The sequence below is a fragment of the Streptosporangium subroseum genome (assembly GCF_900188345.1).
Lineage (GTDB): Bacteria > Actinomycetota > Actinomycetes > Streptosporangiales > Streptosporangiaceae > Streptosporangium > Streptosporangium subroseum.
The window spans coordinates 1-20,834 of the sequence record NZ_FZOD01000082.1; the positions used below are offsets into that span (position 1 = coordinate 1).

General features: G+C 69.8%; 15 protein-coding genes. 9 read left to right on the plus strand and 6 right to left on the minus strand.

Annotated elements, in window-relative coordinates:
- Positions 1-1,106 (plus strand): dolichyl-phosphate-mannose--protein mannosyltransferase (locus CHC08_RS42500; RefSeq protein ID WP_143653597.1); only part of this gene is annotated, 1,106 nt, incomplete at its 5' end.
- Here the strand turns inward: CHC08_RS42500 and CHC08_RS42505 are convergent.
- Positions 1,054-2,955 (minus strand): hypothetical protein, encoded by a 1,902-nt coding sequence (locus CHC08_RS42505; RefSeq protein ID WP_179282536.1) that lies wholly within the window; start codon positions 2,953-2,955, stop codon positions 1,054-1,056. The genes CHC08_RS42500 and CHC08_RS42505 overlap by 53 nt on opposite strands.
- 114 nt (positions 2,956-3,069) lie before the next feature.
- Between CHC08_RS42505 and CHC08_RS42510 the strand changes: the two genes are divergently transcribed.
- From CHC08_RS42510 to CHC08_RS42520, 3 genes are all read left to right on the plus strand, one after another.
- The gene (locus tag CHC08_RS42510; protein WP_245878910.1) at positions 3,070-4,398 is read left to right on the plus strand and encodes a glycosyltransferase family 2 protein; all 1,329 of its coding nucleotides are present in this window, start codon (positions 3,070-3,072) and stop codon (positions 4,396-4,398) included.
- Positions 4,399-4,423: 25 nt separating this feature from the next.
- On the plus strand, positions 4,424-6,205 hold the full coding sequence (gene metG, locus CHC08_RS42515; protein ID WP_089213063.1) for a methionine--tRNA ligase: 1,782 nt from the start codon (positions 4,424-4,426) through the stop codon (positions 6,203-6,205).
- 172 nt (positions 6,206-6,377) lie between these two features.
- A complete protein-coding gene (locus CHC08_RS42520; RefSeq protein ID WP_089213064.1) occupies positions 6,378-7,238 on the plus strand; it encodes a TatD family hydrolase in 861 nt (286 codons plus the stop codon).
- A 176-nt stretch (positions 7,239-7,414) separates the two neighbouring features.
- On the opposite strand, the gene CHC08_RS42525 is transcribed toward CHC08_RS42520, so the two are convergent.
- A complete protein-coding gene (locus CHC08_RS42525; protein ID WP_089213065.1) occupies positions 7,415-8,941 on the minus strand; it encodes a hypothetical protein in 1,527 nt (508 codons plus the stop codon).
- The gene (locus CHC08_RS42530) at positions 8,938-10,791 is read right to left on the minus strand and encodes a serine/threonine-protein kinase (RefSeq protein WP_179282537.1); all 1,854 of its coding nucleotides are present in this window, start codon (positions 10,789-10,791) and stop codon (positions 8,938-8,940) included. The genes CHC08_RS42525 and CHC08_RS42530 overlap by 4 nt, the downstream gene beginning before the upstream one ends.
- Positions 10,792-11,012: 221 nt before the next feature.
- On the opposite strand from CHC08_RS42530, the gene rsmA reads away from it, so the two are divergent.
- The 3 genes from rsmA (at position 11,013) to CHC08_RS42545 (ending at position 14,698) form a co-directional block, all read left to right on the plus strand.
- The gene (rsmA, locus tag CHC08_RS42535; protein WP_089213067.1) at positions 11,013-11,858 is read left to right on the plus strand and encodes a 16S rRNA (adenine(1518)-N(6)/adenine(1519)-N(6))-dimethyltransferase RsmA; all 846 of its coding nucleotides are present in this window, start codon (positions 11,013-11,015) and stop codon (positions 11,856-11,858) included.
- 90 nt (positions 11,859-11,948) lie between these two features.
- Entirely contained in the window at positions 11,949-12,851 is a 903-nt protein-coding gene (locus CHC08_RS42540; RefSeq protein ID WP_089213068.1) for a 4-(cytidine 5'-diphospho)-2-C-methyl-D-erythritol kinase, read from the plus strand.
- 26 nt (positions 12,852-12,877) lie between these two features.
- Positions 12,878-14,698, plus strand: coding sequence for an ABC-F family ATP-binding cassette domain-containing protein (locus CHC08_RS42545; RefSeq protein WP_089213069.1), 1,821 nt, complete (start codon positions 12,878-12,880; stop codon positions 14,696-14,698).
- 33 nt (positions 14,699-14,731) lie between these two features.
- Here the strand turns inward: CHC08_RS42545 and CHC08_RS42550 are convergent, their stop codons facing one another.
- Positions 14,732-15,274 carry a MarR family winged helix-turn-helix transcriptional regulator gene (locus tag CHC08_RS42550; RefSeq protein WP_089213070.1) on the minus strand — a complete coding sequence of 181 codons (543 nt, stop codon included), beginning with the start codon at positions 15,272-15,274 and terminating at the stop codon, positions 14,732-14,734.
- Positions 15,275-15,330: 56 nt separating this feature from the next.
- On the opposite strand from CHC08_RS42550, the gene CHC08_RS42555 reads away from it, so the two are divergent.
- Both CHC08_RS42555 and CHC08_RS42560 read left to right on the plus strand, forming a co-directional pair.
- Positions 15,331-16,095 carry a trans-aconitate 2-methyltransferase gene (locus CHC08_RS42555; RefSeq protein WP_245878911.1) on the plus strand — a complete coding sequence of 255 codons (765 nt, stop codon included), beginning with the start codon at positions 15,331-15,333 and terminating at the stop codon, positions 16,093-16,095.
- Between the two features lie 162 nt (positions 16,096-16,257).
- Complete coding sequence (locus tag CHC08_RS42560; RefSeq protein ID WP_089213072.1) at positions 16,258-17,736, plus strand: CYTH and CHAD domain-containing protein; 1,479 nt, start codon at positions 16,258-16,260, stop codon at positions 17,734-17,736.
- Between the two features lie 141 nt (positions 17,737-17,877).
- On the opposite strand, the gene CHC08_RS42565 is transcribed toward CHC08_RS42560, so the two are convergent.
- Positions 17,878-18,756 carry an NUDIX hydrolase gene (locus CHC08_RS42565; protein WP_089213073.1) on the minus strand — a complete coding sequence of 293 codons (879 nt, stop codon included), beginning with the start codon at positions 18,754-18,756 and terminating at the stop codon, positions 17,878-17,880.
- A complete protein-coding gene (locus tag CHC08_RS42570) occupies positions 18,749-20,812 on the minus strand; it encodes an RNA degradosome polyphosphate kinase (RefSeq protein ID WP_089213074.1) in 2,064 nt (687 codons plus the stop codon). The genes CHC08_RS42565 and CHC08_RS42570 overlap by 8 nt, the downstream gene beginning before the upstream one ends.
- Positions 20,813-20,834: the final 22 nt, after the last annotated feature.

Below are 20,834 nucleotides of genomic sequence, written 5' to 3' on the forward strand. Positions count from 1 at the left end.
CGTTGCTGGGCTGCCTGGCCGGTCTCCTGCTGTCGGTCGAGGGGCTGCACCTGGTGCTGTCGCGGACGGCGCTGCTGGACATCTTCCTGATGTTCTGGGTGCTGGCCGGTTTCGCCTGCCTGGTGGCGGACCGGGATTGGGCGCGTGGCCGGCTCGTCGCCTGGTACGAGTCGTCGCCATTGAGCGATCAGGGTCCGGGGCTGGGTCTGCGGCCGTGGCGGATCGCCGCCGGGCTCTGCCTGGGCGCGGCGTGCGCGGTCAAGTGGTCGGGCATCTTCTTCCTGATCGGCTTCGCCGTGATGTCCCTGCTGTGGGACGCCGGAGCACGCAGGGCGGTCGGGCTGCGGGAGCCGTACCGGGGGGCGTTCGGCAAGGATCTGACATCCATCCTGCTGGCGATGGGTCTCCTCCCGGCGTTCATCTACGTGGTCTCGTGGGCCGGCTGGTTCGCCTCGCCGCTGGGCTGGGGCCGTAACTGGGCGCAGGCCACCTCGCAGGGCCCGGCGTTCTTCGTCTTCGACTCGATCCGCTCGTGGCTGAGCTACCACATGCAGGTCCTCGGTTTCCATACCGGACTGGCATCCACGCACCCCTACCAGTCGGAGCCGTGGAGCTGGCCGCTGCTGCTGCGCCCGGTGGCGTTCTTCTACGAGACGCCCGCAACCAAGTGCGGCGCGGACAGCTGCGCGCAGGCCGTGCTCGGGGTCGGCACCCCGGTCATCTGGTACGGCGGGCTGCTCGCGCTCCTGGCGATGATCGTCTGGTACGTGGCGACCAGGGACTGGCGCGCCGGAGCGGTGCTGGCGAGCTACGCCTTCGGCTGGCTGCCCTGGTTCTACTACGCCATCTCCGACAACCGGACGATGTATCTGTTCTACGCGATCACCATGACCCCGTTCATGATCCTCGCGCTCACCCTGACCGCCGGGCTGATCATCGGGCGGGCGGACGCCGCGCCCAACCGCAGGGCGCTCGGGGCCGCGGTGGTCGGGGCCTTCACGCTCCTCGCGCTGATCAACCTCGGATGGCTCTATCCGGTGCTGGTCGCCGAGGTCATTCCGCACTCGCAGTGGTGGACGCGAATGCTGTTTCGGAGCTGGGCCTGATCGAGGAGCCGGGCAGGGCCGGGGAACCGGGCCTGCCGGCCGGGGCCGGGGAGCCGGGCACGGTCACGGAGCCGGGCACGGGCAGGAAGCCGGGGCCGGTCATCGAGCCGGACGACGGCAGGAAGCCGGGATCGGCCGCGGAGCCGGATGCGGGCAGCGGCCCCGTATCGGCCGCGGAACCGGGCGCGGGCAGGGGGTCGGACGCGGGCAGGGGATCGGGCGCGGTCGTGGAGCCGGCCACGGGGAGCGGGCTGGGCTCCGGGAGGGGGCTGGGCGCGGGATGGGAGCCGGTGTCGGCCGGGGGATCGGTGTCGGCCGCGGAGCCGGGCGTGGGCAGGGCGCCGGGGGCGGCCAGGGATCCGGATCGGGTGAACCCGCGGCGCAACGCGATCGCGGCGGCCATGCACGCCAGGGGCACCGCGGGCAGCAGGTAGCGGTAGTCGAACTCGGCGGTCGCGGCGGGGGCCAGGATCAGGCCGAAGGAGGCCAGCCACGGCAGGAGCAACGGCCCGCCCATCTTGCGCCAGCGCACGGCCACCCCGGCCAGGCCGATCAGCAGCAGGGCGCCGATCACGATGCCGGGCAGCCGGATGACGCGCTGGTAGCCCTGCATGAAGACGGCCCACGGGTCATGGACATCGGTGCCGATCACGCTTGACCTTGGCTTGCCCGGGATCAGCGTTGTTCGCAGGCCCGGGTCGTATTTGAGCGCGTCGGTGTCGGTGCTGCCCCGGTTGGACGCCCAGACGGGGAGGATCTTGTTCTCGGGCAGGAACTCGTACTGGCGGTAGGTGTTGAAGTCGGGGAAGCGCGGCCGGCCCCAGTGGAAGGCGCGGAAGAAGTCAACGGCCACGATGGAGAGATAGTCGAGCGGCTGGGACAGGATGGCCCGCTTGGCGAACGTCCCGGCAGCCTGGTTCATCTCGGGGGTGAACGTGCTGCCGACCCCGAAGGCGTGGAACCGCTGGCCGTTCTGGGCCCACCAGAGGTATTTCTGACCGAAGTCACGCTCGCTCGGCGGGTCGCTGATGCACAGCAGCGCGAGCTCCAGCTCCTTGCGGGGATCGATCCCCATCTTCTTGCAGTCGGCGAACAGCGCGGTCCGCATGTAGAGGATCGCGCCGTCACTGTTGGTCATCGCGAAGTTTCCGTGCGCCGAGGCGAACCAGACCATGTAGCCGAGCACCGGGAGCGCGCACGCGGTCACCATGGCCGTGATCGTCTTCCAGCCGGTGCGTTTGACCAGCATGTAGACCACGACCAGGGCCAGGATCGGCAGGCCGATCGACCGGGTCAGCGCGGTGAGGGCGAGGAGCAGGCCGACGACCGCGCCCAGCCGCCACGACATCTTCCTGTGCCACAGGACCAGCGTGATCACGCCCACGACCAGCAGCATGAACATCGTGTCGGACATGATCAGGTGTTCGAGCTGGATCTGGTAGGCGTCGAACAGCACCGGCACCGCGGCCAGCGTCGCCCCCCAGCCCGGCAGCCCGAACTTCTTGCGCAGCAGGGCGTAGACCAGGACCGCGATGCCCAGGCCCATCAGATGCTGGAGGAAGGTCACCAGGGCGAAACTGTGCAGGGGCCTCAGCAGCAGGAGCCAGAATGAGTAGCCGTTCGGGCGCAGGGCACTGGGCCGGTCGGGGTTCACCGCACCGGAGACGTATTCGTACGAGTCGTTGAACCACAGGGCCGGGCCGTACCCGAGCATGGTGACCAGACGCAGCGCGAACGCCAGCGCGAGGAAGGCCACGAACAGGCGATGCCTGCGCAGGAACGCCCACAGACGTGTGATCCTGGCGGCTGAAGGCTCGTCCAGACGCGGAAGTTCGGCGGCGGTCACCATGTAATACAGGATGCCAGCCGTTTCATGGAGTTGACCCGGGCAGTAGGCCGTAGAGGGCATCATGGTGAGATTGGCGTGTGCTGTGACTGTGTGCTGTAACTGAAGGGTTGAGACGTGGAACTGACCGTGGTCATGCCTTGTTTAAACGAGGCGGAAACCGTGGAAACCTGCGTGCGCAAGGCCTTGGCCTGCATGCGGGAACACGGGATCGACGGGGAAGTCCTGATCGCCGACAACGGCAGCACGGACGGCTCGCAGCAGCTCGCGCGGGAGGCCGGAGCCCGCGTCGTGCACATCGACGCCAAGGGATATGGCAACGCGTTGATGGGTGGAATTCGGGCCGCTCGCGGCAAATACGTCATCATGGGTGACGCCGATGATTCCTATGATTTCACCGGCCTGTTGCCATTTGTTGAGCAGCTCCGTGACGGTGCCGACCTGGTGATGGGCAACCGGTTCAAGGGCGGCATCGCGCCGGGCGCCATGCCCCCGCTCCACCGCTACCTGGGCAACCCGGTGCTCTCCTTCATCGGCCGCCTGTTCTTCCCCAGCGCGATCGGTGACTTCCACTGTGGCCTGCGCGGCTTCAGGCGTGACTCCATCCTCAAGCTCGGCCTGCAGACCGGCGGCATGGAGTTCGCCAGCGAGATGGTGGTGCGCTCGACGCTGTCCGGGCTGGACGTGCGCGAGGTGCCCACCACGCTGTCGCCCGACGGCCGGACCCGCCCGCCGCACCTGCGCTCCTGGCGCGACGGCTGGCGCCACCTGCGGTTCCTGATGCTCTACAGTCCGCGCTGGCTGTTCCTGATCCCCGGCATGATCCTGATGACCATCGGCCTGGTCGCGGGCGCCGCCCTCACCTTCGGCCCGGTCTACATCGGCAAGCTTGCCTTCGACGTCGACACCCTGGTCGGCGCCTCGGCCATGGTGGTGATCGGCTTCCAGGCGGTGCTGTTCGCCTTGTTCACCAAGGTGTACGCGGCCGAGGAGGGTTTCCTGCCCGAGGACAGGCGGGTGCGCAAGCTTGTTGACATCGTGACCCTGGAGAAGGGGCTGATCGTCGGTGGGCTGCTGGCCGTGTGTGGTCTGGGCGGTCTGGTCGCCTCGCTGGTCCACTGGCAGACGCGCAGCTTCGGACCGCTGATCCCCTCGGAGTCGCTCCGCCTGGTCGTGCCCTCGGCCACCGCGCTGATCGTGAGTTTCCAGACCATCTTCGCGGCGCTGTTCATCAGCATCCTCGGCATCCGCCGTACGAAGGAGACGTCCATCGACGTGGCCGCCTCCGCCGCGGAGGAGGCCGCCGAGGCCGTCACCCGCGAAGACGCCACCGGCGTCGGCGTTGACGGTGGTGTCGACGAGAGCACAGCCATGGAGAAGGTCGCCGGCGGCGACGGCAACGGCAGCGACAGCGGCACCGGTAGCCGCGAGAGCACCAAGGCCTGAGCCCGCGTCCCTTAGGCTTGGCACCATGTCCCAGCACATCCTGACCGCGGTCGCCTGGCCCTACGCCAACGGCCCTCGCCATATCGGGCACGTCTCCGGATTCGGCGTGCCATCCGACGTCTTCAGCCGGTACCACCGGATGGCGGGCAACAAGGTCCTGATGGTGAGCGGGACCGACGAGCACGGCACTCCGATTCAGGTGCAGGCCGACAAGGAGGGCGTCAGCGCCCGCGAGCTCGCCGACCGCTACAACAGGGTGATCGTCGAGGACCTCCAGGCACTCGGGCTCTCCTACGACCTGTTCACCCGGACCACGACGGACAACCACTACGCGGTGGCGCAGGAGATCTTCAAGGGTCTTCACGCCAACGGCTACATCTTCCCGCACACCACGATGGGCGCGATCTCACCGTCCAACGGGCGCACCCTGCCCGACCGCTACATCGAGGGCACCTGCCCGATCTGCGGCTACGACAGCGCCCGCGGCGACCAGTGCGACAACTGCGGCAACCAGCTCGACCCGGTCCAGCTCATCAACCCGGTCAGCAAGATCAACGGCGAGACGCCGATCTTCGTGGAGACCGAGCACTTCATGCTCGACCTGCCCGCCTTCGCCGAGGTGCTGGCGTCCTGGCTGCAGTCCAAGGAGGGTGACTGGCGGCCGAACGTGCTGAAGTTCGCGCTCAACATGCTCGGCGACATGCAGCCCCGTGCGATCAGCCGCGACCTCGACTGGGGCGTGCCGATCCCGCTGGAGGGCTGGAGCGACCAGGCCAACAAGCGGCTCTACGTCTGGTTCGACGCGGTCGTCGGCTATCTCAGCGCCTCCATCGAGTGGGCGCGCCGCTCCGGTGACCCGGAGGCCTGGCGGCAGTGGTGGCAGGACCCCGAGGCCCGCGGCTACTACTTCATGGGCAAGGACAACATCGTCTTCCACGCGGAGATCTGGCCGGCGATGCTGCTCGGCTACAACGGCCAGGGCGCCCGGGACGGCAAGCCGGGTTCGCTCGGCGCGCTGAACCTGCCGTCGGAGGTCGTCTCCAGCGAGTTCCTGACCATGGAGGGGCGCAAGTTCTCCTCCTCGCGTCAGGTCGTGATCTACGTGCGCGACTTCCTGGCCCGCTACGACGCCGACGCGCTGCGCTACTACATCGCGGTGGCGGGCCCGGAGAACCAGGACACCGACTTCACCTGGTCGGAGTTCCTCAACCGCAACAACGGCGAGCTGGTGGCCGCCTGGGGCAACCTGGTGAACCGCTCGATCTCGATGGCCGCCAAGAACTTCGGCGTCATCCCCGAGGCGAGCGACCTCACCGACGCCGACCGCGCGATGCTGGAGCGGAGCCGCGCCGCCTTCCCGAAGGTCGCCGCCGAGTTCGAGCGCTCCCGCTTCAAGAACGCGACGACCGAGGCGTTCGAGGTCATCCGCGAGGCCAACAAATATCTGGCCGAGCAGGAGCCGTGGAAGATCAAGGACAATCCCGCCCGGGTCAAGACCATTCTCCACGTGGCGCTGCAGGTCGTGGACGACGCCAAGACCCTGCTGACCCCGGTCCTGCCCAACTCCTCCAACAAGATCTACGCGATGTTCGGCGGCACCGGCGTGTGGTCGGGCATGCCGGAGATCCAGGAGGTCACCGACGAGGACGGCCGGAGCTACCCGATCATCACGGGCTCCTACGAGGGCGCGGCCCGCTGGGAGTCCACCCCGATCCGGGTGGGCACCCCGCTCGCCCCGCCGACCCCGCTGTTCACCAAGCTCGACCCGAAGATCGTCGATGAGGAGCTCGCCCGCCTGGGCGAGTGAGGCCCTTCGCGGCCCGTGTCCGCATGACCGGGCGGGGGCCCTTCCCCGCTCGGGCCTGTGCGGTCGAGTGAGGTCCTTCCACGCTCGGGTCTCCGCGGTCGAGTGAGGTCCTTCGCGGCTCGCGTCCGGTGACGGGCGCGAGCCGTACCGGCTCCTCGATAGGTTGGGAGTCGTGAGCACGACAAATCTTCCCGCAGCCCCCAAGCCCCTGACCGCCGAGGTGTTCGACAGCCACTGTCACCTGGACATCATGGTGGGCAACCGCCAGGCGTCCTCGGGAGACCCCGTCGCGCAGGCCGCCCAGGCGGCTCGGGCGAGCGTCGAGGGAATCCTCGGGGAGGCCCGTGCGGTCGGCGTGACGCGGCTCGTCACGATCGGCTACGACCTGCCGTCCTCGCGCTGGAACGCCGAGACGGCCGGGCTCCACGCCGACATCTACGCCGGGGTGGCGATCCACCCCAACGAGGCGCACGCCTCGACGCCGGAGGTCCTCGCCGAGATCGAGGAGCTGGCCCGGTTGCCGCACGTCAGGGCGGTGGGAGAGACGGGGCTCGACTACTACCGCGACTGGGCGTCCAAGGGCGACCAGCACGCCAGCTTCCGTGCGCACATCGAGATCGCCAAGCGGACGGGCAAGGCCCTGGTGATTCACGATCGGGAGGCGCACGACGACGTGCTCCGGGTGCTGGCCGAGCAGGGAGCTCCGGAAATCGTGGTTTTCCACAGTTTTTCCGGTGATGCCGAGATGGCGAAAAAGTGTGTCGAGGCCGGATATTTCATGTCCTTCTCCGGCCCGGTCACCTACAAGAACGCCGCCTACCTCCGCGAGGCCGCGAGGATCGCGCCCAAGGAGCTGATCCTCGTCGAGACCGACGCGCCCTACCTCCCGCCGACGCCTCACCGGGGCAAGCCCAACGCTCCCTACCTGCTCCCCCTGACGCTGCGCTGCCTCGCCGAGGTCAAGAAGATCGAGCCGGCCGACCTCGCCGTCGCCATCGGCACGAACGGAGAGACCGTCTTCGGCTCCTGGTGAGCCGGTCCGGCCCGTCCAGCCCGTCCGGCGCCCGGCCCTGCTCGGCGCCCGGCCCGCATGGCGTCGGGCCCGCGTGGCGTCCGGCCCGCCCGACGCCACGCCCGCTCAGCTCACCGCCCTGCCCGCTCTCGGTGCCTCGCCTGTTCGGTGCCCGGCCCGTCCGGCGCCCCGCCGGCTCAGCTCACCGCCGCGCCGAAGTCGGCCGAGGCACCGCCGTTGAGGGCGGGAATCTTCCCTGCCCCCGGTGAGAGCGGTATGCCGTCGGTGTCGTTACGGCCCAGCAGCAGGACCGTCCCCGAGGCGCCCCGGTCGGGCGCGCCGATCACCAGCCGGTTACCGCTGAACGCCACCGACCAGCCGAGGTGGTCGCCGGGCTCGCTCTGATTGATCATCCGAGCCTGCGACGCGTCACCCACCGGCACCAGGTGCACGCCGCCTCGCCGGTCCGGCCCGTCGAAGGGCACCCCCACGGCCATCCGGGCCCCTCCCTCTCCGGTGAGGGCCAGCGAGAAGCCGTATCCGTCGCCCGTGACGCCCTCCGGGCCCTGGTCGAAGGTGGCCGAAGGAGCCATCGCGGCGGTGCCGGAGGACTGGAAGAGCTGGACCAGGCCGGAGTCCTTCACCGACGCGCCGTCGCCGAGTGGAGCGCTCACCGCCAGATAGCGCGTGTCGCCCTCTTCCGCGTAGGCCATCGCGTAGCCGAACCGGTCGCCCGCCTCGCCGAACCCGTCGTCGGGATCGGGATCGGGGATCTCGTTGAAATCCCACTTCTTGCTCGCGTACGTGTCCCCGGCCCCGCGCACATCGAAGATCGTGGTGATCGATCCCGCGTCGAGCTTGCCCGCGTTGACCTGCCGCCCTATCCCGTCGTCGTTCTCGTACGGCGCGCCGACCGCGAGGTCGAGCTCGGCGCCGTCGCCGTTCAGCCTGCCGATCTCCAGGGACCAGCCGAACATGTCCCCGGCCTCGCTGTTGCCGGCTACGCCCCCGTTGCCCTGGGAGATCTTTTTGGCCGTGTCGAGCGCGCCGGTCTCGAAGAGATAGACCGCGCCCGCGTCGGCCACCCCGTCGGCGTTCTCGTGCGGCGCCCCGACCGCCACCAGGGTCCCGCCCGCGGCCAGGGACCAGCCGAAGTGGGCGTCGGCCTCCGGCTCGGGGGCGGCCATGCGGACCGTCCTCTGCTGCGGCCCGCCGTACACGGCATAGACCGCGCCGGCGTCCTGCCGGCCTGCCACGTCGGTGTACGGCGCGCCGATCAGCAGGTCCGCGCAGCGGTCGGCGTCGAGGTGGGCCAGCCGCGCCGACCACCCGAAGCCGTCGCCCGCCTTGACCTCGGGGGAGGTCACGACCGCCCCGCTCTCACCCCGCCCGAACAGCACGTGAGCGGCCCCGGCGCCGCTGCGCCCGCCGGGGCTCGCGAACGGGTCGCCGACCACCGTGTCGTCCACGCCGTCGCCGTTGAAGTCGCTCGCGCTCGCCGCGGTGCAGTCGGCGGGAGCGGCCGCCATGCCGGTGGGACCGGCCGCCATGGCGAGCGCGGATCCGGCGGCGGTGAGGGCGGTCACGGTGGCCACCGCGGCGGCGGGAACGACACCGGTGGTGGCGAGGGCCACGGAGGCCGCCGCGGGAGCGGCGAAAGCGGCGGAGACGGTGAGCAGCGTCGGAAGCGTGGCCGCGGCCAGCAGCCAGAACAGGGGTCTCATGAGAGCCTCACCGTGATCTCTTTGCCGCCTTCGATCACGCTGCCGGTCAACGTCAGCGGCTTACGGGCCGGGGGAAGATCGTAAACGAGGACGCCGTCCGCCCTGCCGCCGGGAGCAAGGGTGGCGGGCAGGCCCTTCGAGATCGGCGCGGGAACATGGGAGGCGCCGCGGTCGTCCGTCAGGCTGAGCGGGGTACGGCTGAGCGGGACCAGCTTTCCGCCGGTGTTGATCAGGGTCCACTGGACCGTGCAGAACCGGCCGCGTGACGGGGCAGCTCCCTGATAGCCGGTCAGGTCGCATCGCGGGACCTGCGTGATGATCAGCTGGGGGTCCTCGATGTAGGAGCCGGTCGCGATCCTCTTGTTCACGTCGGTGACGGGGGTGGGGACCCCGGCCTGCTGTCCCTGTCCGCCCGCGGTCGTTCCGCCTCCACCGCTCACGCTGTTTCCGCTGGTCGCGCCGCCTCCGAGGTTGATCAGCACGAAGACCGTGACCGCCAGCGCCGCCAGCACGGCCAGCCCGGCGAACAACCAGCGCCGCGGCGGAGTTTTCCCGGCGGTGGCCGTACCGGCGGCGAGCGGAACCAGGGGATCGGCCTGGCCGGGGGACGGCCTTGAGGGCGACGGCTGGGTCGGGGCCGGGTGCGGGCGGGGCGCCGGCGTCGGGCGCGGGTACGGCGCGGGCGCCGGGGTGGGGTACGGCGTCGGCGCGGGCGCCGGGGTTGAGCTTGTGGGCGTCGCAGCCGGGCCTGGCGTCGCGGTGGAGGGCGAGGTCGGGGGCGAGGCGGGGGGCACGGTCGGGAACCCGCTCGTGTACGGGTACGGGGCCGGAATCGGAGTCGAGGTCGGGGCGGGGGTCGACGCCTCGGCCGGGGGCGCCTGCGGCAGCTCCAGGTTCAGGGCGCTGAGGGTCTGGGTGGAGTCCGGCTCCACGTTGGCCGGGGGCTGCCACGACTCGCTGAGCATGTCGGTGGCGATCAGGGTGGGCGGATCCACCCGGGTGGGCGCGGGCATGGCCGGCGCGGCGATCGCGCCGCCGACCAGGGCGATCAGCAGGTCCTGGGCGGTAGGCCGCTGGTAGGAGTCCATGGAGGTGGCCTGGCGGACCAGCTCGTTGAGCGGGCTGGGCAGCGCGCCCAGGTCGGGCGGAGTGGTGAGCAGCCGGGTGGCCATGGTCATCATGTCGCCCCGGCCGTAGGGGTGGCGGCCGTTGCCCGCGTAGGCGACCATGCAGCCCCAGGCGAAGATGTCGGCCGCCGTGGTGATCTCCAGGCCGCGGACCTGCTCGGGAGCCCACCAGCCGGGACTGCCGAGCACCTCGCCCGATCGGGTGAAGCTGTGCGTGGAGTCCAGCGCCCTGGCTATCCCGAAGTCGATCACTCGGGGCCCGGACATGGAGAGGATCACGTTGGCGGGCTTGAGGTCGCGATGGACCAGTCCGGCGACGTGGATCGCGGCCAGCGCGGCGGCCACCCCGAGGGCCACGCCGTGCAGCGTCCCCGGCTCCAGCGCGCCATGCTCGGTGATCTGGCGGGACAGCGGGGTGCCCGCGATGTATTCGGTGACCATGTAGGGTCGGCCGTTGTCGTCGTTGCCGTTGTCGAGCACCTGGGCGGTGCAGAACGACGCCACCCGCCGGGCGTTCTCCACCTCCGTGTGGAACCTCGCGGCGAACCCGTCCTCGATCGCGAACTCCGGTTTGACCACCTTGACCGCCACCGGCCGACCGGCCGGGGCGAGCGCGAGGTAAACGGTTCCCATGCCGCCCTCACCAAGGCGGCCGAGAAGCCGGTAGCTCCCGATCTGCTCGGGATCGTTGGGGCGCAGCCCTTCGACGCCGGGCTGGTTCACGTCCGCCTCACTGGGGTTCCTTTCCTGGCCGATGGCCCCCTGTATGGCAACGTTATCCACAACGGAACCTCCCATGTCCATCGCTCGTCCTTGCGGGGGGTTCGATGCGGGAAACTTGTCGGATGGCATTGGAGTACAACCTTGGGTGAGCGCGGCGAACGAGTCGATATCAACAGCAATCCGGCGGGTGCCGGATTCGATCAGCCGTTTGAGGAACCAGCATGAGCCTTCTCGGTCCTGTGGAAATACGTAATTTGGCAGAGAAGCTCGACATTCGTCCTACAAAAAAACTTGGCCAGAACTTTGTGATTGACGGGGGAACCGTCCGCAAGATAGTCAGGATCGCCGGGCTGAGGCCCGATGATGTGGTCATCGAGGTGGGTCCCGGCCTGGGGTCGCTCACCCTGGCGCTGCTTCCCGAGGCCCGCAGCGTGGTCGCGGTGGAGATCGATCCGGTCCTGGCGGCCCAGCTGCCCCTGACCGTCGCCGAGCACGCCCCGGAGCTCGCCGACCGCCTCACCGTGGTGCTCGGCGACGCCATGCGCATCCTTCCCGGCGACCTGCCGCAGGAGAAGCCGACCGCGCTGGTCGCCAACCTGCCCTACAACGTGTCCGTTCCGGTGGTGCTGCACATGCTGGAGACCCTGCCCTCGCTGCGCAGCATCCTGATCATGGTCCAGGCCGAGGTCGCCGACCGGCTGGCCGCCGCCCCCGGCTCCAAGATCTACGGCATCCCCTCGGTCAAGGCCGCCTGGTACGCGGACGTCCGCCGGGCCGGTCCCGTCGGCCGCACGGTCTTCTGGCCGGCCCCCAACGTCGACTCCGGCCTCGTCGCGATGACCCGTCGCGAGCCTCCCTCGACCAAGGCCACCCGCGAGGAGGTCTTCGCCGTCGTGGACGCCGCCTTCGCCCAGCGCCGTAAGACCCTCCGCGCCGCCCTGGCCTCCTGGGCCGGTACGGCGGCCGCCGCCGAGCAGGCGCTGCGGTCCGCCGGGATCGACCCCTCCGAGCGTGGCGAACAGCTGACCGTCGAGGATTTCTCGCGGATCGCCGAGCACCGCGGATAGTTCGATGTGTTGAGGTGTTTGCGTGAGGAAGAAGCGGATCCCATTACCATCTGAGACTGTGACCAGTCAGCGAGTGCCGATGAGGGCCGCATGAATTCCGTGACCGTCCGTGTGCCCGCCAAGGTCAACCTGCAGCTGGCCGTCGGGCCGCTGCGCGATGACGGTTACCACGATCTGGTGAACGTCTTCCACGCCGTCTCCATCTTCGACGAGGTCACGGCCACCGCGGAGACCGGGATGAGCGTCCGGGTCGAGGGCGAGTCCGCCGACCAGGTGCCCGAGGACGACGACAACCTCGCCATCCAGGCCGCCCTCGCGCTGGCCAGGCACGCGGGCCGCTCCTACGGCGTGAACCTGATCATTCGTAAGTCGATCCCGGTGGCGGGCGGCATGGCGGGCGGCAGCGCCGACGCCGCCGCCGCGCTGGTCGCCTGCAACGAGCTGTGGGGCCTCGGCCTGCCGATGGACGACCTGCTGGAGATCGCCGCCGATCTCGGCAGCGACGTCCCGTTCGCGCTGCTCGGCGGCACGGCCGTCGGCACCGGCAGGGGCGAGAGGCTCACCCCGCTGGAGGTCGCGGGGACGTTCCACTGGGTGTTCGCGCTGGCCGACGGCGGCCTGTCCACGGCCACGGTCTACGCCGAGTGCGACCGCATGCGCGAGGCGATGGGGGAGAAGGTCGCCTGGCCCCGGGCCGGAGAGTCCCTCCTGGCCGCACTGCGCGCCGGGGACGCCAAGGCCCTCGGAGCCGAGCTGACCAACGACCTGCAGCCCGCCGCCGTGATGCTCCGCCGTTCCCTGGCCCGCACGCTGGACGCCGGCCGCGAGCAGGGCGCCCTCGGCTCCCTGGTCTCCGGCTCCGGCCCCACCTGCGCCTTCCTCGCCGAGTCCGAGGCCCACGCCGGAGAGCTGGCCGCCTCCCTCAAGAGCGCCGGGGTGGCTCGCGACCTCATCATCGCCCACGGTCCCGTTCCCGGACCGACAGTGGTGTAGGCCGGACCGGATACGCTTGCAGAGCGATGAATCTGGTCAATCTTGAGTCGGTCTCCCACTCCTACGGTCCCAAGCCCCTGCTCGGCGACGTCTCTCTCGGCGTCGAGACGGGCGATCGCATCGGCGTGGTCGGCCGCAACGGCGGCGGCAAGACAACCCTTATCTCAGTGATCGCCGGTGACCTCAAGCCCAACAACGGCGGGCGGGTCACGCACAGCCGAGGCCTCCAGGTGGGGTCGCTGTCGCAGGGCGACGACCTCGACCCGGCGCGGTCGGTGCAGGACATCGTCCTCGGCGGCAGGTCCGAGCACGAATGGGCGGGCGACGCGGGCATCCGCGAGATCCTCGCCAGCCTGCTCGGCGACATCGACCTGGCCGCGCTGGCCGGGAGCCTGTCGGGTGGCGAGCGGCGCCGTACGGCCCTTGCCAAGCTGCTCATCGACGAGCACGACCTGATCATTCTGGACGAGCCCACCAACCATCTCGACATCGAGGCCATCGACTGGCTGGCCAGGCACCTGTCGGGCCGCAGGACTGCGCTGGTGATCGTCACCCACGACCGGTGGTTCCTGGACGCGGTGTCCACCAGGACCTGGGAGGTCGTAGACGGCTCGGTCGAGCGTTACGAGGGCGGATACGCCGCCTACGTGCTGGCCAAGGCCGAGCGCGCCCGGGTCGCGGCCTCCACCGAGGCCCGCCGTCAGAACCTCATGCGCAAGGAGATCGCCTGGCTCCGCCGGGGCCCGCCCGCGCGCACCTCCAAGCCCAAGTTCCGCATCGACGCCGCCCAGGCGCTGATCGCGGACGAGCCTCCCGCCCGGGAGAGCGTCGAGCTGGTCAAGTTCGCCGCCGCCAGGCTGGGCCGGACGGTTTACGACCTCGAGGACGTCACCCTGCACGCCGGTGGTCCCGGCGAGGGCCCTCTGGTCCTCGACCACTCCACCTGGCAGTTCGGACCGGGTGACCGGGTCGGCCTGATCGGCGTGAACGGCTCCGGCAAGTCCTCGCTGCTCCGCCTGCTCGCCGACACGGTCACGCCCGACTCGGGCAAGGTCGTGCGCGGCAAGACGGTCCGCCTGGCACACCTGTCACAGGAGCTGAGCGAGCTCGACCCCACGCGCCGGGTGCTGGAGACCGTCGAGGAGGTCCGCAAGTTCATCCAGGTCGGCAAGAAGGAGTGGACCGCCTCCCAGTTGCTGGAGCGCCTCGGCTTCAAGGGCGACGCCCAGTGGAAGGTCGTCGGAGACCTGTCCGGCGGCGAGCGGCGCCGCCTCCAGCTGCTCCGCCTGCTGATGGACGACCCCAACGTGCTGCTGCTCGACGAGCCGACCAACGACCTCGACATCGAGACGCTCAACGAGCTGGAGGACCTCCTCGACGGCTGGCCGGGCACGCTGATCCTGGTCAGCCACGACCGCTACTTCCTGGAGCGGGTCTCCGACAAGACCGTCGCCCTGCTCGGCGACGGCAAGCTGTCGATGCTCCCCGGCGGCGTGGACGAATACCTGGCGCGGCGCTCCTCGGGCGCGGCGCTGTCCGCGCGCGCGGCCTCCGGCGCGACGTCCGGTACGGCCTCCGCGACCTCGGCCGCGGCGACGGCTCCCCAGACGGCCGACTCCGGTCTGTCCGCGAAGGACGAGCGCGAGCTCCGAAAGGAGCTCTCCCGCCTGGAGCGCCAGCTCAGCAAGCTGGACGGTCGCCAGGCCAAGCTCCACGCCTCCATGGCCGATGCCGCCGCCGACTACGGCCGCCTGGCCTCCCTCGACGCCGAGCTCAAGGAGATCCTCGCGGAGAAGGACACGATCGAGGGCACGTGGCTGGAGCTGGCCGACCGCCTGGGCGAGTAAAGAGGTTTAGCTTCTCCCGGCAGGGCAGAGAGCTCAGCGCGCTCCTGTGTCGGTGGCGTCAAAAGGGACAAGTAGCGTGCGCAGCAGGCCCGAAAGGGCCTGCTGTTCATGTTTTCCGAGGTTCGCCAGCAGTTCGTGCTCGCGGCGCAGCAGGTCGGCGAAGGCGCTGTCGACCCGCGTCCGCCCGGCCTCGGTCAGGGAGACCAGGACCCCTCGCCGATCCTCGGTGTCGGGACGGCGCCTGACCAGACCGGCCGCGGTGAGACGGTCGATCCGGTTGGTCATCGTCCCGGACGTCACCAGGGTCGCGCGGAGCAGGGCTCCCGGGCTCATCTCGTACGGCTCGCCGGCCCGGCGCAGGGCCGTGAGCACGTCGAACTCCCAGGTCTCCAGGTCGTGTTCGGCGAAGGAGGCGCGGCGGGCGCGGTCGAGGTGGCGGGCGAGCCGGGAGACTCGGCTGAGCACCTGGAGCGGCTCGACGTCCAGATCGGGACGCTCCTGGCGCCAGGCGGCGACCAGCCGGTCGACCTCGTCCTCCGAGTGCTCGGCGTCGTGGTCCGCGTGGGGCAGGGTCATGTCGCGAGTGTATCTGTCTTGACATCGAGATACTTGGCCGGATATCAATCATCTTGATGTCAAGAGATATGTGGGACCCCGAAATCTACAACCGCTACGCCGACGAGCGCTCGCGGCCCTTCTTCGATCTTGTCGCCAGGATAGCCGCAGAGCGACCCGGCCACGTGGTCGACGCGGGATGCGGCACCGGCGAGCTCACCGCCACGCTGGCCGGTCGCTGGCCGGACGCCGACGTCCACGGGTTCGACTCCTCGCCCGCGATGATCGAGAAGGCTCCCGGGGGCGGCCGGCTGAGCTTCTCCGTCGACGACGTCACACGATGGCGGCCGGAGCACCCGGTGGACGTGATCGTGTCCAACGCGGTCCTGCAGTGGGTGCCCGAGCATCGTGAACTGCTGACGCGCTGGGTGGACGCGCTCGCGCCGGGAGGCTGGCTCGCCTTCCAGGTCCCGGGCACCTTCGACGCTCCCAGTCACGTGCTGACCCGTGAGCTGTGCCGCACCACCTGGCGCGACCGGCTGGGCGACCTGGTCAGGGAGGATCCGGTCGACGGCCCGGCCGGCTACCTCGGCCTGTTCGCCGGGCTGGGCTGCCGGGTGGACGCGTGGGAGACCACCTATCTCCACGTGCTCCCGGGGGAGGACGCGGTGCTCAGATGGATCACCGGCACCGCCCTGCGTCCCATGCTCGACCGGCTGGCGCCCGACGAGGCGGACGCCTTCCTCGCGGACCTCGCCGCGCCGCTGCGGGAGGCCTATCCCCGCAGGCCGTACGGCACGATCTTCCCCTTCCGCCGGATCTTCGTGGTCGCCCGGAAGTGACCGGCGGCCCGGCCCGGCGGGGGGAGTGATCCGCCGCCGGACAGGTGTCCTGTCATGTTGATGATCTCGAAGGTAATTGAGTGGGGTTTCTGGACGAATAACCGGGCATCAATAAATACTGCGAGTAGGCAGTAGATATGCATGCAAATCAGGGGATGACCTGTGGCGATAGAGATCGAAGACAAGTTCGACGTTCCGCTGGACTACGAAGTCCCGGAACCGGCGAATCTTCCCAGCGGCACGGAGATCGTTGGTCCCAAGACCCACCAACTCGTGGCGCTCTATTTCGACACCCCTGACCTGCGGCTCGCCGCGCGCGGCATCACCCTGCGCCGGCGCAGAGGCGGCACCGATCCCGGCTGGCACCTCAAGCTGCCCAAGGCCAAGGGCGTCCGGCAGGAGATCGCCCGTCCGCTGACCCGGAGCGCCAAGATCGTCCCTCCCGAGCTGGTCGACCTCGTGCTCGCCTACACCCGGGGGACCCCCCTCGCACCGATCGCCGAGCTCGACACCCGCCGCACCGTCACCACACTGGTCAACGCGGCGGGCGTACGGCTGGTGGAGATCGCGGACGACCGGGTCAAGGGCACCGTGTTCAACGACGCGAAGCACGTCGAGCGGTGGCGCGAGGTCGAGGCGGAGCTGATCCAGGGCGAGGAGAAGCTGCTCAAGAAGATCGGCAAGCAGCTGATCAAGGCCGGTGCCGGCCCCGCCGACTCGGCCAGCAAGCTCGCGCGACTGCTGAACGCCGCGGGTCCCGTCCCCGAGCCGCAGCGCGCGGAGACCCAGAAGGGGTCCGCGGGCGAGGTCGTCGTCGACTACATCTCCTCCCAGGTCTCCGCGCTGCTCTCGCAGGATCCCCGGGTCCGCGGGGCGGAGGAGGACGCCGTGCATCAGATGCGCGTCGCCGCCCGGCGGCTCCGCAGCGTGCTGAAGTCGTTCAAGACGATCGTCGAGGGGACCGAGAACGTCCAGGACGAGCTCAAGTGGCTGGGCGAGGTCCTCGGTGAGGCCCGCGACCTGGAGGTCATCCGGGAGCGGTTCGCCCACAGGCTCGACAGCCTGGACCAGGGGCTGATCGTGGGTCCGATCAGGGCCCGCCTCAGCTCCGACCTGCTGGACGAGGAGCACGAGGCCTACGACCGGATCAGGGAGGCGCTCGGCGGCGAACGCTACTTCGCCCTGCTCGACGCCCTCGACGACCTGGTCGGCACCCCCGTGCTGACCAAGGTCGCCAAGAAGCCCGCCGACGCCCTGGACGCCGTCGCCGCCAAGAGCTGGCGCCGGGTCGTCAGGGCCTACGAGGCCGCCCAGGCCATCGAGGAGCCCGTCGAGCACGAGCTCGCGATGCACGAGGTGCGCAAGGCGGCCAAGCGGGCCCGCTACACCGCCGAAACGCTCGGGAAGAAAAAGCTGGTCAGGCGGGCGGAGGCCGTACAGGAGGTGCTGGGCACCTACCGGGACGGCATCGTCGCGCAGGAGCGGCTGATGGCCGAGGCCGAGACCGCACGGCTGGCCGGGGAGGACACCTTCACCTACGGCGTGCTGACCGGCGTGGAGCGGGCCGCGGCCCAGCGCGCCCACGAGGAGTTCCCCGAGGTCTGGGCCGAGACCACGGCCGCGGTCGCAGAGCTTCTGTGACCAGGAGGGCGCCGGCGCCGGGCGGTCACCGGCATCGGGCGTCGTAGCGGTCCCGGTGGCAGGCGGTCACCGGGTGATGCGGTGGCAGGCGGTCACCGGCACCGGGTGTCCGACGACACCGATGCCGGATGCCCACCGGTATCAGGTGGTGTAGCGATCCATGCCGACGATCTGGCCGTCGGCGTGGTGCAGCACCATGAACTCGCCCTTGCGCAGCCGCACGTCCCCCGCCCGGTCGGTGATCCTTGAGATCAGGTCGGGCAGGACCTTGCCGTGGCTGCAGAACGCCGTGGGCCGTTTGGAGGCGATGGCCTCCGTGACCAGGCGCAGGGAGGTCTGAGGGTCGTACCGGCTCTCCGACAGCGAGGGCTCAAGGTCGATTTCCAGGCCCGACCGCTCGGCGTACGGTTCCAGGGTCTGCACGCATCGCTTGCTGGGTGAGCTGACCGCCGCCGTGGGGCGGTAGCCGGACAGCACCTCGGCGAGCACCTTGGCCTGCGTCTCGCCCCTGTCGTCGAGCGGCCGTTCATCGTCGTCGCCGCTCCAGTTCTTGCGCGCCCCGGCCAGGGCGTGCCGTACGAGGAGGAGCGGGGTGGTCGCCGGCGGCGCCGAGGCGAACGCGCGGAGCACTCCGGCGTCCGGCGCGTAGCTGAGCCGCCGCCCGGCCTCCTCCACCGGCAGCCAGACCATCTCGTCCACCTCGTCGACGTCCAGGTGACGGTCCTCTGAGATCATCCGGGCCACCCAGTAGTCGACGCGCTTGAGACGCTTGCCCTTCCGGTAGTGGATCGACGGCAGGGACCGGCCGAGCTCGACAGTGATCCCCGTCTCCTCGGTCACCTCGCGCAACGCCGCGGCGATGATGTGCTCGCCGGGTTTCACCTTCCCCTTGGGAAAGGACCAGTCGTCATACCGGGGCCGGTGGACGAGGGCGACCTCCGGCGAGCTCTCCGTACCGCGCCACACCACCGCCCCGGCGGCACGGATCAGGTCTGTCGGGTGTGCCTCCGGCTCAGTCATCGATCGTCCTCCACCGCCGGGTACTGATCAGATGGGTCTGCAGGTCCTCGCCGCGGTGCCGGGTCCAGGTCCCGTCGGAGTTCAGCCACCAGGTCAGGGTGTCGTCCGACATCCCCCGGTCGAGAAGCTCGCTGAGGTAGACCCGCTGCTGCTGGCTGGCGACCTTGACCAGCGCCTCCACCCTGCGTTCCAGGTTACGGCGCATCACGTCGCCGCTGCCGATCCAGATCTCCGGCCTGCGACCGTGTCCGAACTCATAGATGCGCGAGTGTTCGAGGAACCGGCCCAGCACGCTTCTGACCCGGATGTTCTCCGACAGCCCCGGGACACCCGGCCGCAGGGTGCACACCCCGCGCACCCACAGGTCCACCGGGACGCCCGCCTGCGAGGCCCGGTAGAGCGCGTCGATGATCGGCTCGTCCACCAGGGAGTTCGTCTTCATCCTGATCCTGGCGGGGCGGCCCGCCTCCTGGTGGGAGATCTCCCGCTCGATCCTGGCCAGCAGCCCGCCGCGCAGGGAGTGCGGCGCGACCAGCAGCCGCCGGTAGGCGGAGTGGTTGGAGTAGCCGGTCAGGTGGATGAACAGGTCCGTGACGTCCTCGCCGACCAGCCGGTCGGCGGTGAGCAGTCCCAGGTCCTCGTAGTGCCTGGCGGTCTTGGGGTTGTAGTTCCCCGTGCCGATGTGGCAGTAGCTGCGCAGCTCGCCGGAGGGCTCCTGCCGTACGACGAGGGCCAGCTTGCAGTGGGTCTTCAGCCCGACGACGCCGTAGACCACGTGGCAGCCGGCCCGCTCCAGCTTGCGGGCCCAGGTGATGTTGGCGTGCTCGTCGAAACGGGCTTTGATCTCCACGACCACGACGACCTGCTTGCCCGCCTCGGCCGCGTCGACCAGTGCGTCCACGATCGGAGAGTCGCCGCTGGTCCGGTAGAGCGTCTGCTTGATGGCCAGCACGTTCGGGTCGGCGGCGGCCTGCTCGATGAAGCGCTGAACGCTCGTGGAGAACGAGTCGTACGGGTGGTGCAGAAGCACGTCCCGCTCGCGGAGCACGGCGAAGATGTCGTCATCGACGTGGACGACCTCGGCGGGCACGAAGGGACGGAAGCTCAGCTCGCCCCGTTCCAGGTCGGCGATCGCGTGCAGGCCGGTCAGGTCCAGCGGGCCGGGCAGTCTGTAGATCTCGTGATCGGCCACCCCCAGCTCCTCCACGAGAAGGTCGAGCACCTCGGGCGTGATGGTGTCCTCAACCTCCAACCGGACGGGCGGGCCGAAGCGGCGCTTGAGCAGTTCGCGCTCCAGCGCCTGCATGAGGTTCTCGGTGACGTCCTCGTCCACGTCCAGGTCCTCGTTGCGGGTCACCCGGAAGACGTGGTGCTCGACGATCTCCATGCCCTTGAAGAGCTGGCCGAGGTGGGCGGCGATCACATCTTCCAGCGGGACGAAGCGGGCCTTGGACGCCGCGACGAAGCGGGGCAGCTGGCTCGGCACCTTCACCCGGGCGAACACGGTGTGACCGCTGGAGGGGTTGCGGACGGTAACGGCAAGGTTGAGCGACAAGCCAGAAATATACGGAAACGGGTGGGCAGGATCGACGGCCAGCGGGGTCAGCACCGGCCGGACTCTCTCCCGGAACAGCTTGCGCATCTCGCTGCGCTCTTCACGGCCCAGATCGTCCCAGCGCACGATCTCGATGTCCTCGGCGGCCAGTTGCGGGAGCACCCGCTCCTGGAAGCAGGTCGAGTGCCGCTGTGCGAGGTCGTCGGCGATCGCGGCGATCCTGGCCAGCTCCTCGCGGGGCTTGAGACCGCTTTTCGTCCGTAGCAGCAGGCCGGTGGCCATCCGCCGCTTCAGTCCGGCCACGCGCACGCGGAAGAACTCGTCCAGGTTGCTGGCGAAGATCGCCAGAAACCTGACCCGTTCGAGCAGGGGGAGGGATGGATCCTCCGCCATCTCCAGAACCCGCTGGTTGAACTGGAGCCAGCTCTCCTCGCGGTTGAGAAAACGTTCTTGCGGAAGGGGCAACCCTTCGAGGGTGGGGTGAGCGGGTTCAGCGGACATATGACCAGAATGCCCGATTTAA

What these genes read in the sequence shown, in the direction of transcription:
- CHC08_RS42540 (WP_089213068.1), top strand. Translation starts at nt 11,949, where the DNA reads ATGAATTCCGTGACCGTCCGTGTGCCCGCCAAGGTCAACCTGCAGCTG.
- metG (WP_089213063.1), top strand. Translation starts at nt 4,424, where the DNA reads ATGTCCCAGCACATCCTGACCGCGGTCGCCTGGCCCTACGCCAACGGC.
- CHC08_RS42545 (WP_089213069.1), top strand. Translation starts at nt 12,878, where the DNA reads ATGAATCTGGTCAATCTTGAGTCGGTCTCCCACTCCTACGGTCCCAAG.
- CHC08_RS42555 (WP_245878911.1), top strand. Translation starts at nt 15,331, where the DNA reads ATGTCAAGAGATATGTGGGACCCCGAAATCTACAACCGCTACGCCGAC.
- CHC08_RS42505 (WP_179282536.1), bottom strand. Translation starts at nt 2,955, where the DNA reads ATGGTGACCGCCGCCGAACTTCCGCGTCTGGACGAGCCTTCAGCCGCC.
- CHC08_RS42525 (WP_089213065.1), bottom strand. Translation starts at nt 8,941, where the DNA reads ATGAGACCCCTGTTCTGGCTGCTGGCCGCGGCCACGCTTCCGACGCTG.
- CHC08_RS42550 (WP_089213070.1), bottom strand. Translation starts at nt 15,274, where the DNA reads ATGACCCTGCCCCACGCGGACCACGACGCCGAGCACTCGGAGGACGAG.
- CHC08_RS42570 (WP_089213074.1), bottom strand. Translation starts at nt 20,812, where the DNA reads ATGTCCGCTGAACCCGCTCACCCCACCCTCGAAGGGTTGCCCCTTCCG.
- CHC08_RS42565 (WP_089213073.1), bottom strand. Translation starts at nt 18,756, where the DNA reads ATGACTGAGCCGGAGGCACACCCGACAGACCTGATCCGTGCCGCCGGG.
- rsmA (WP_089213067.1), top strand. Translation starts at nt 11,013, where the DNA reads ATGAGCCTTCTCGGTCCTGTGGAAATACGTAATTTGGCAGAGAAGCTC.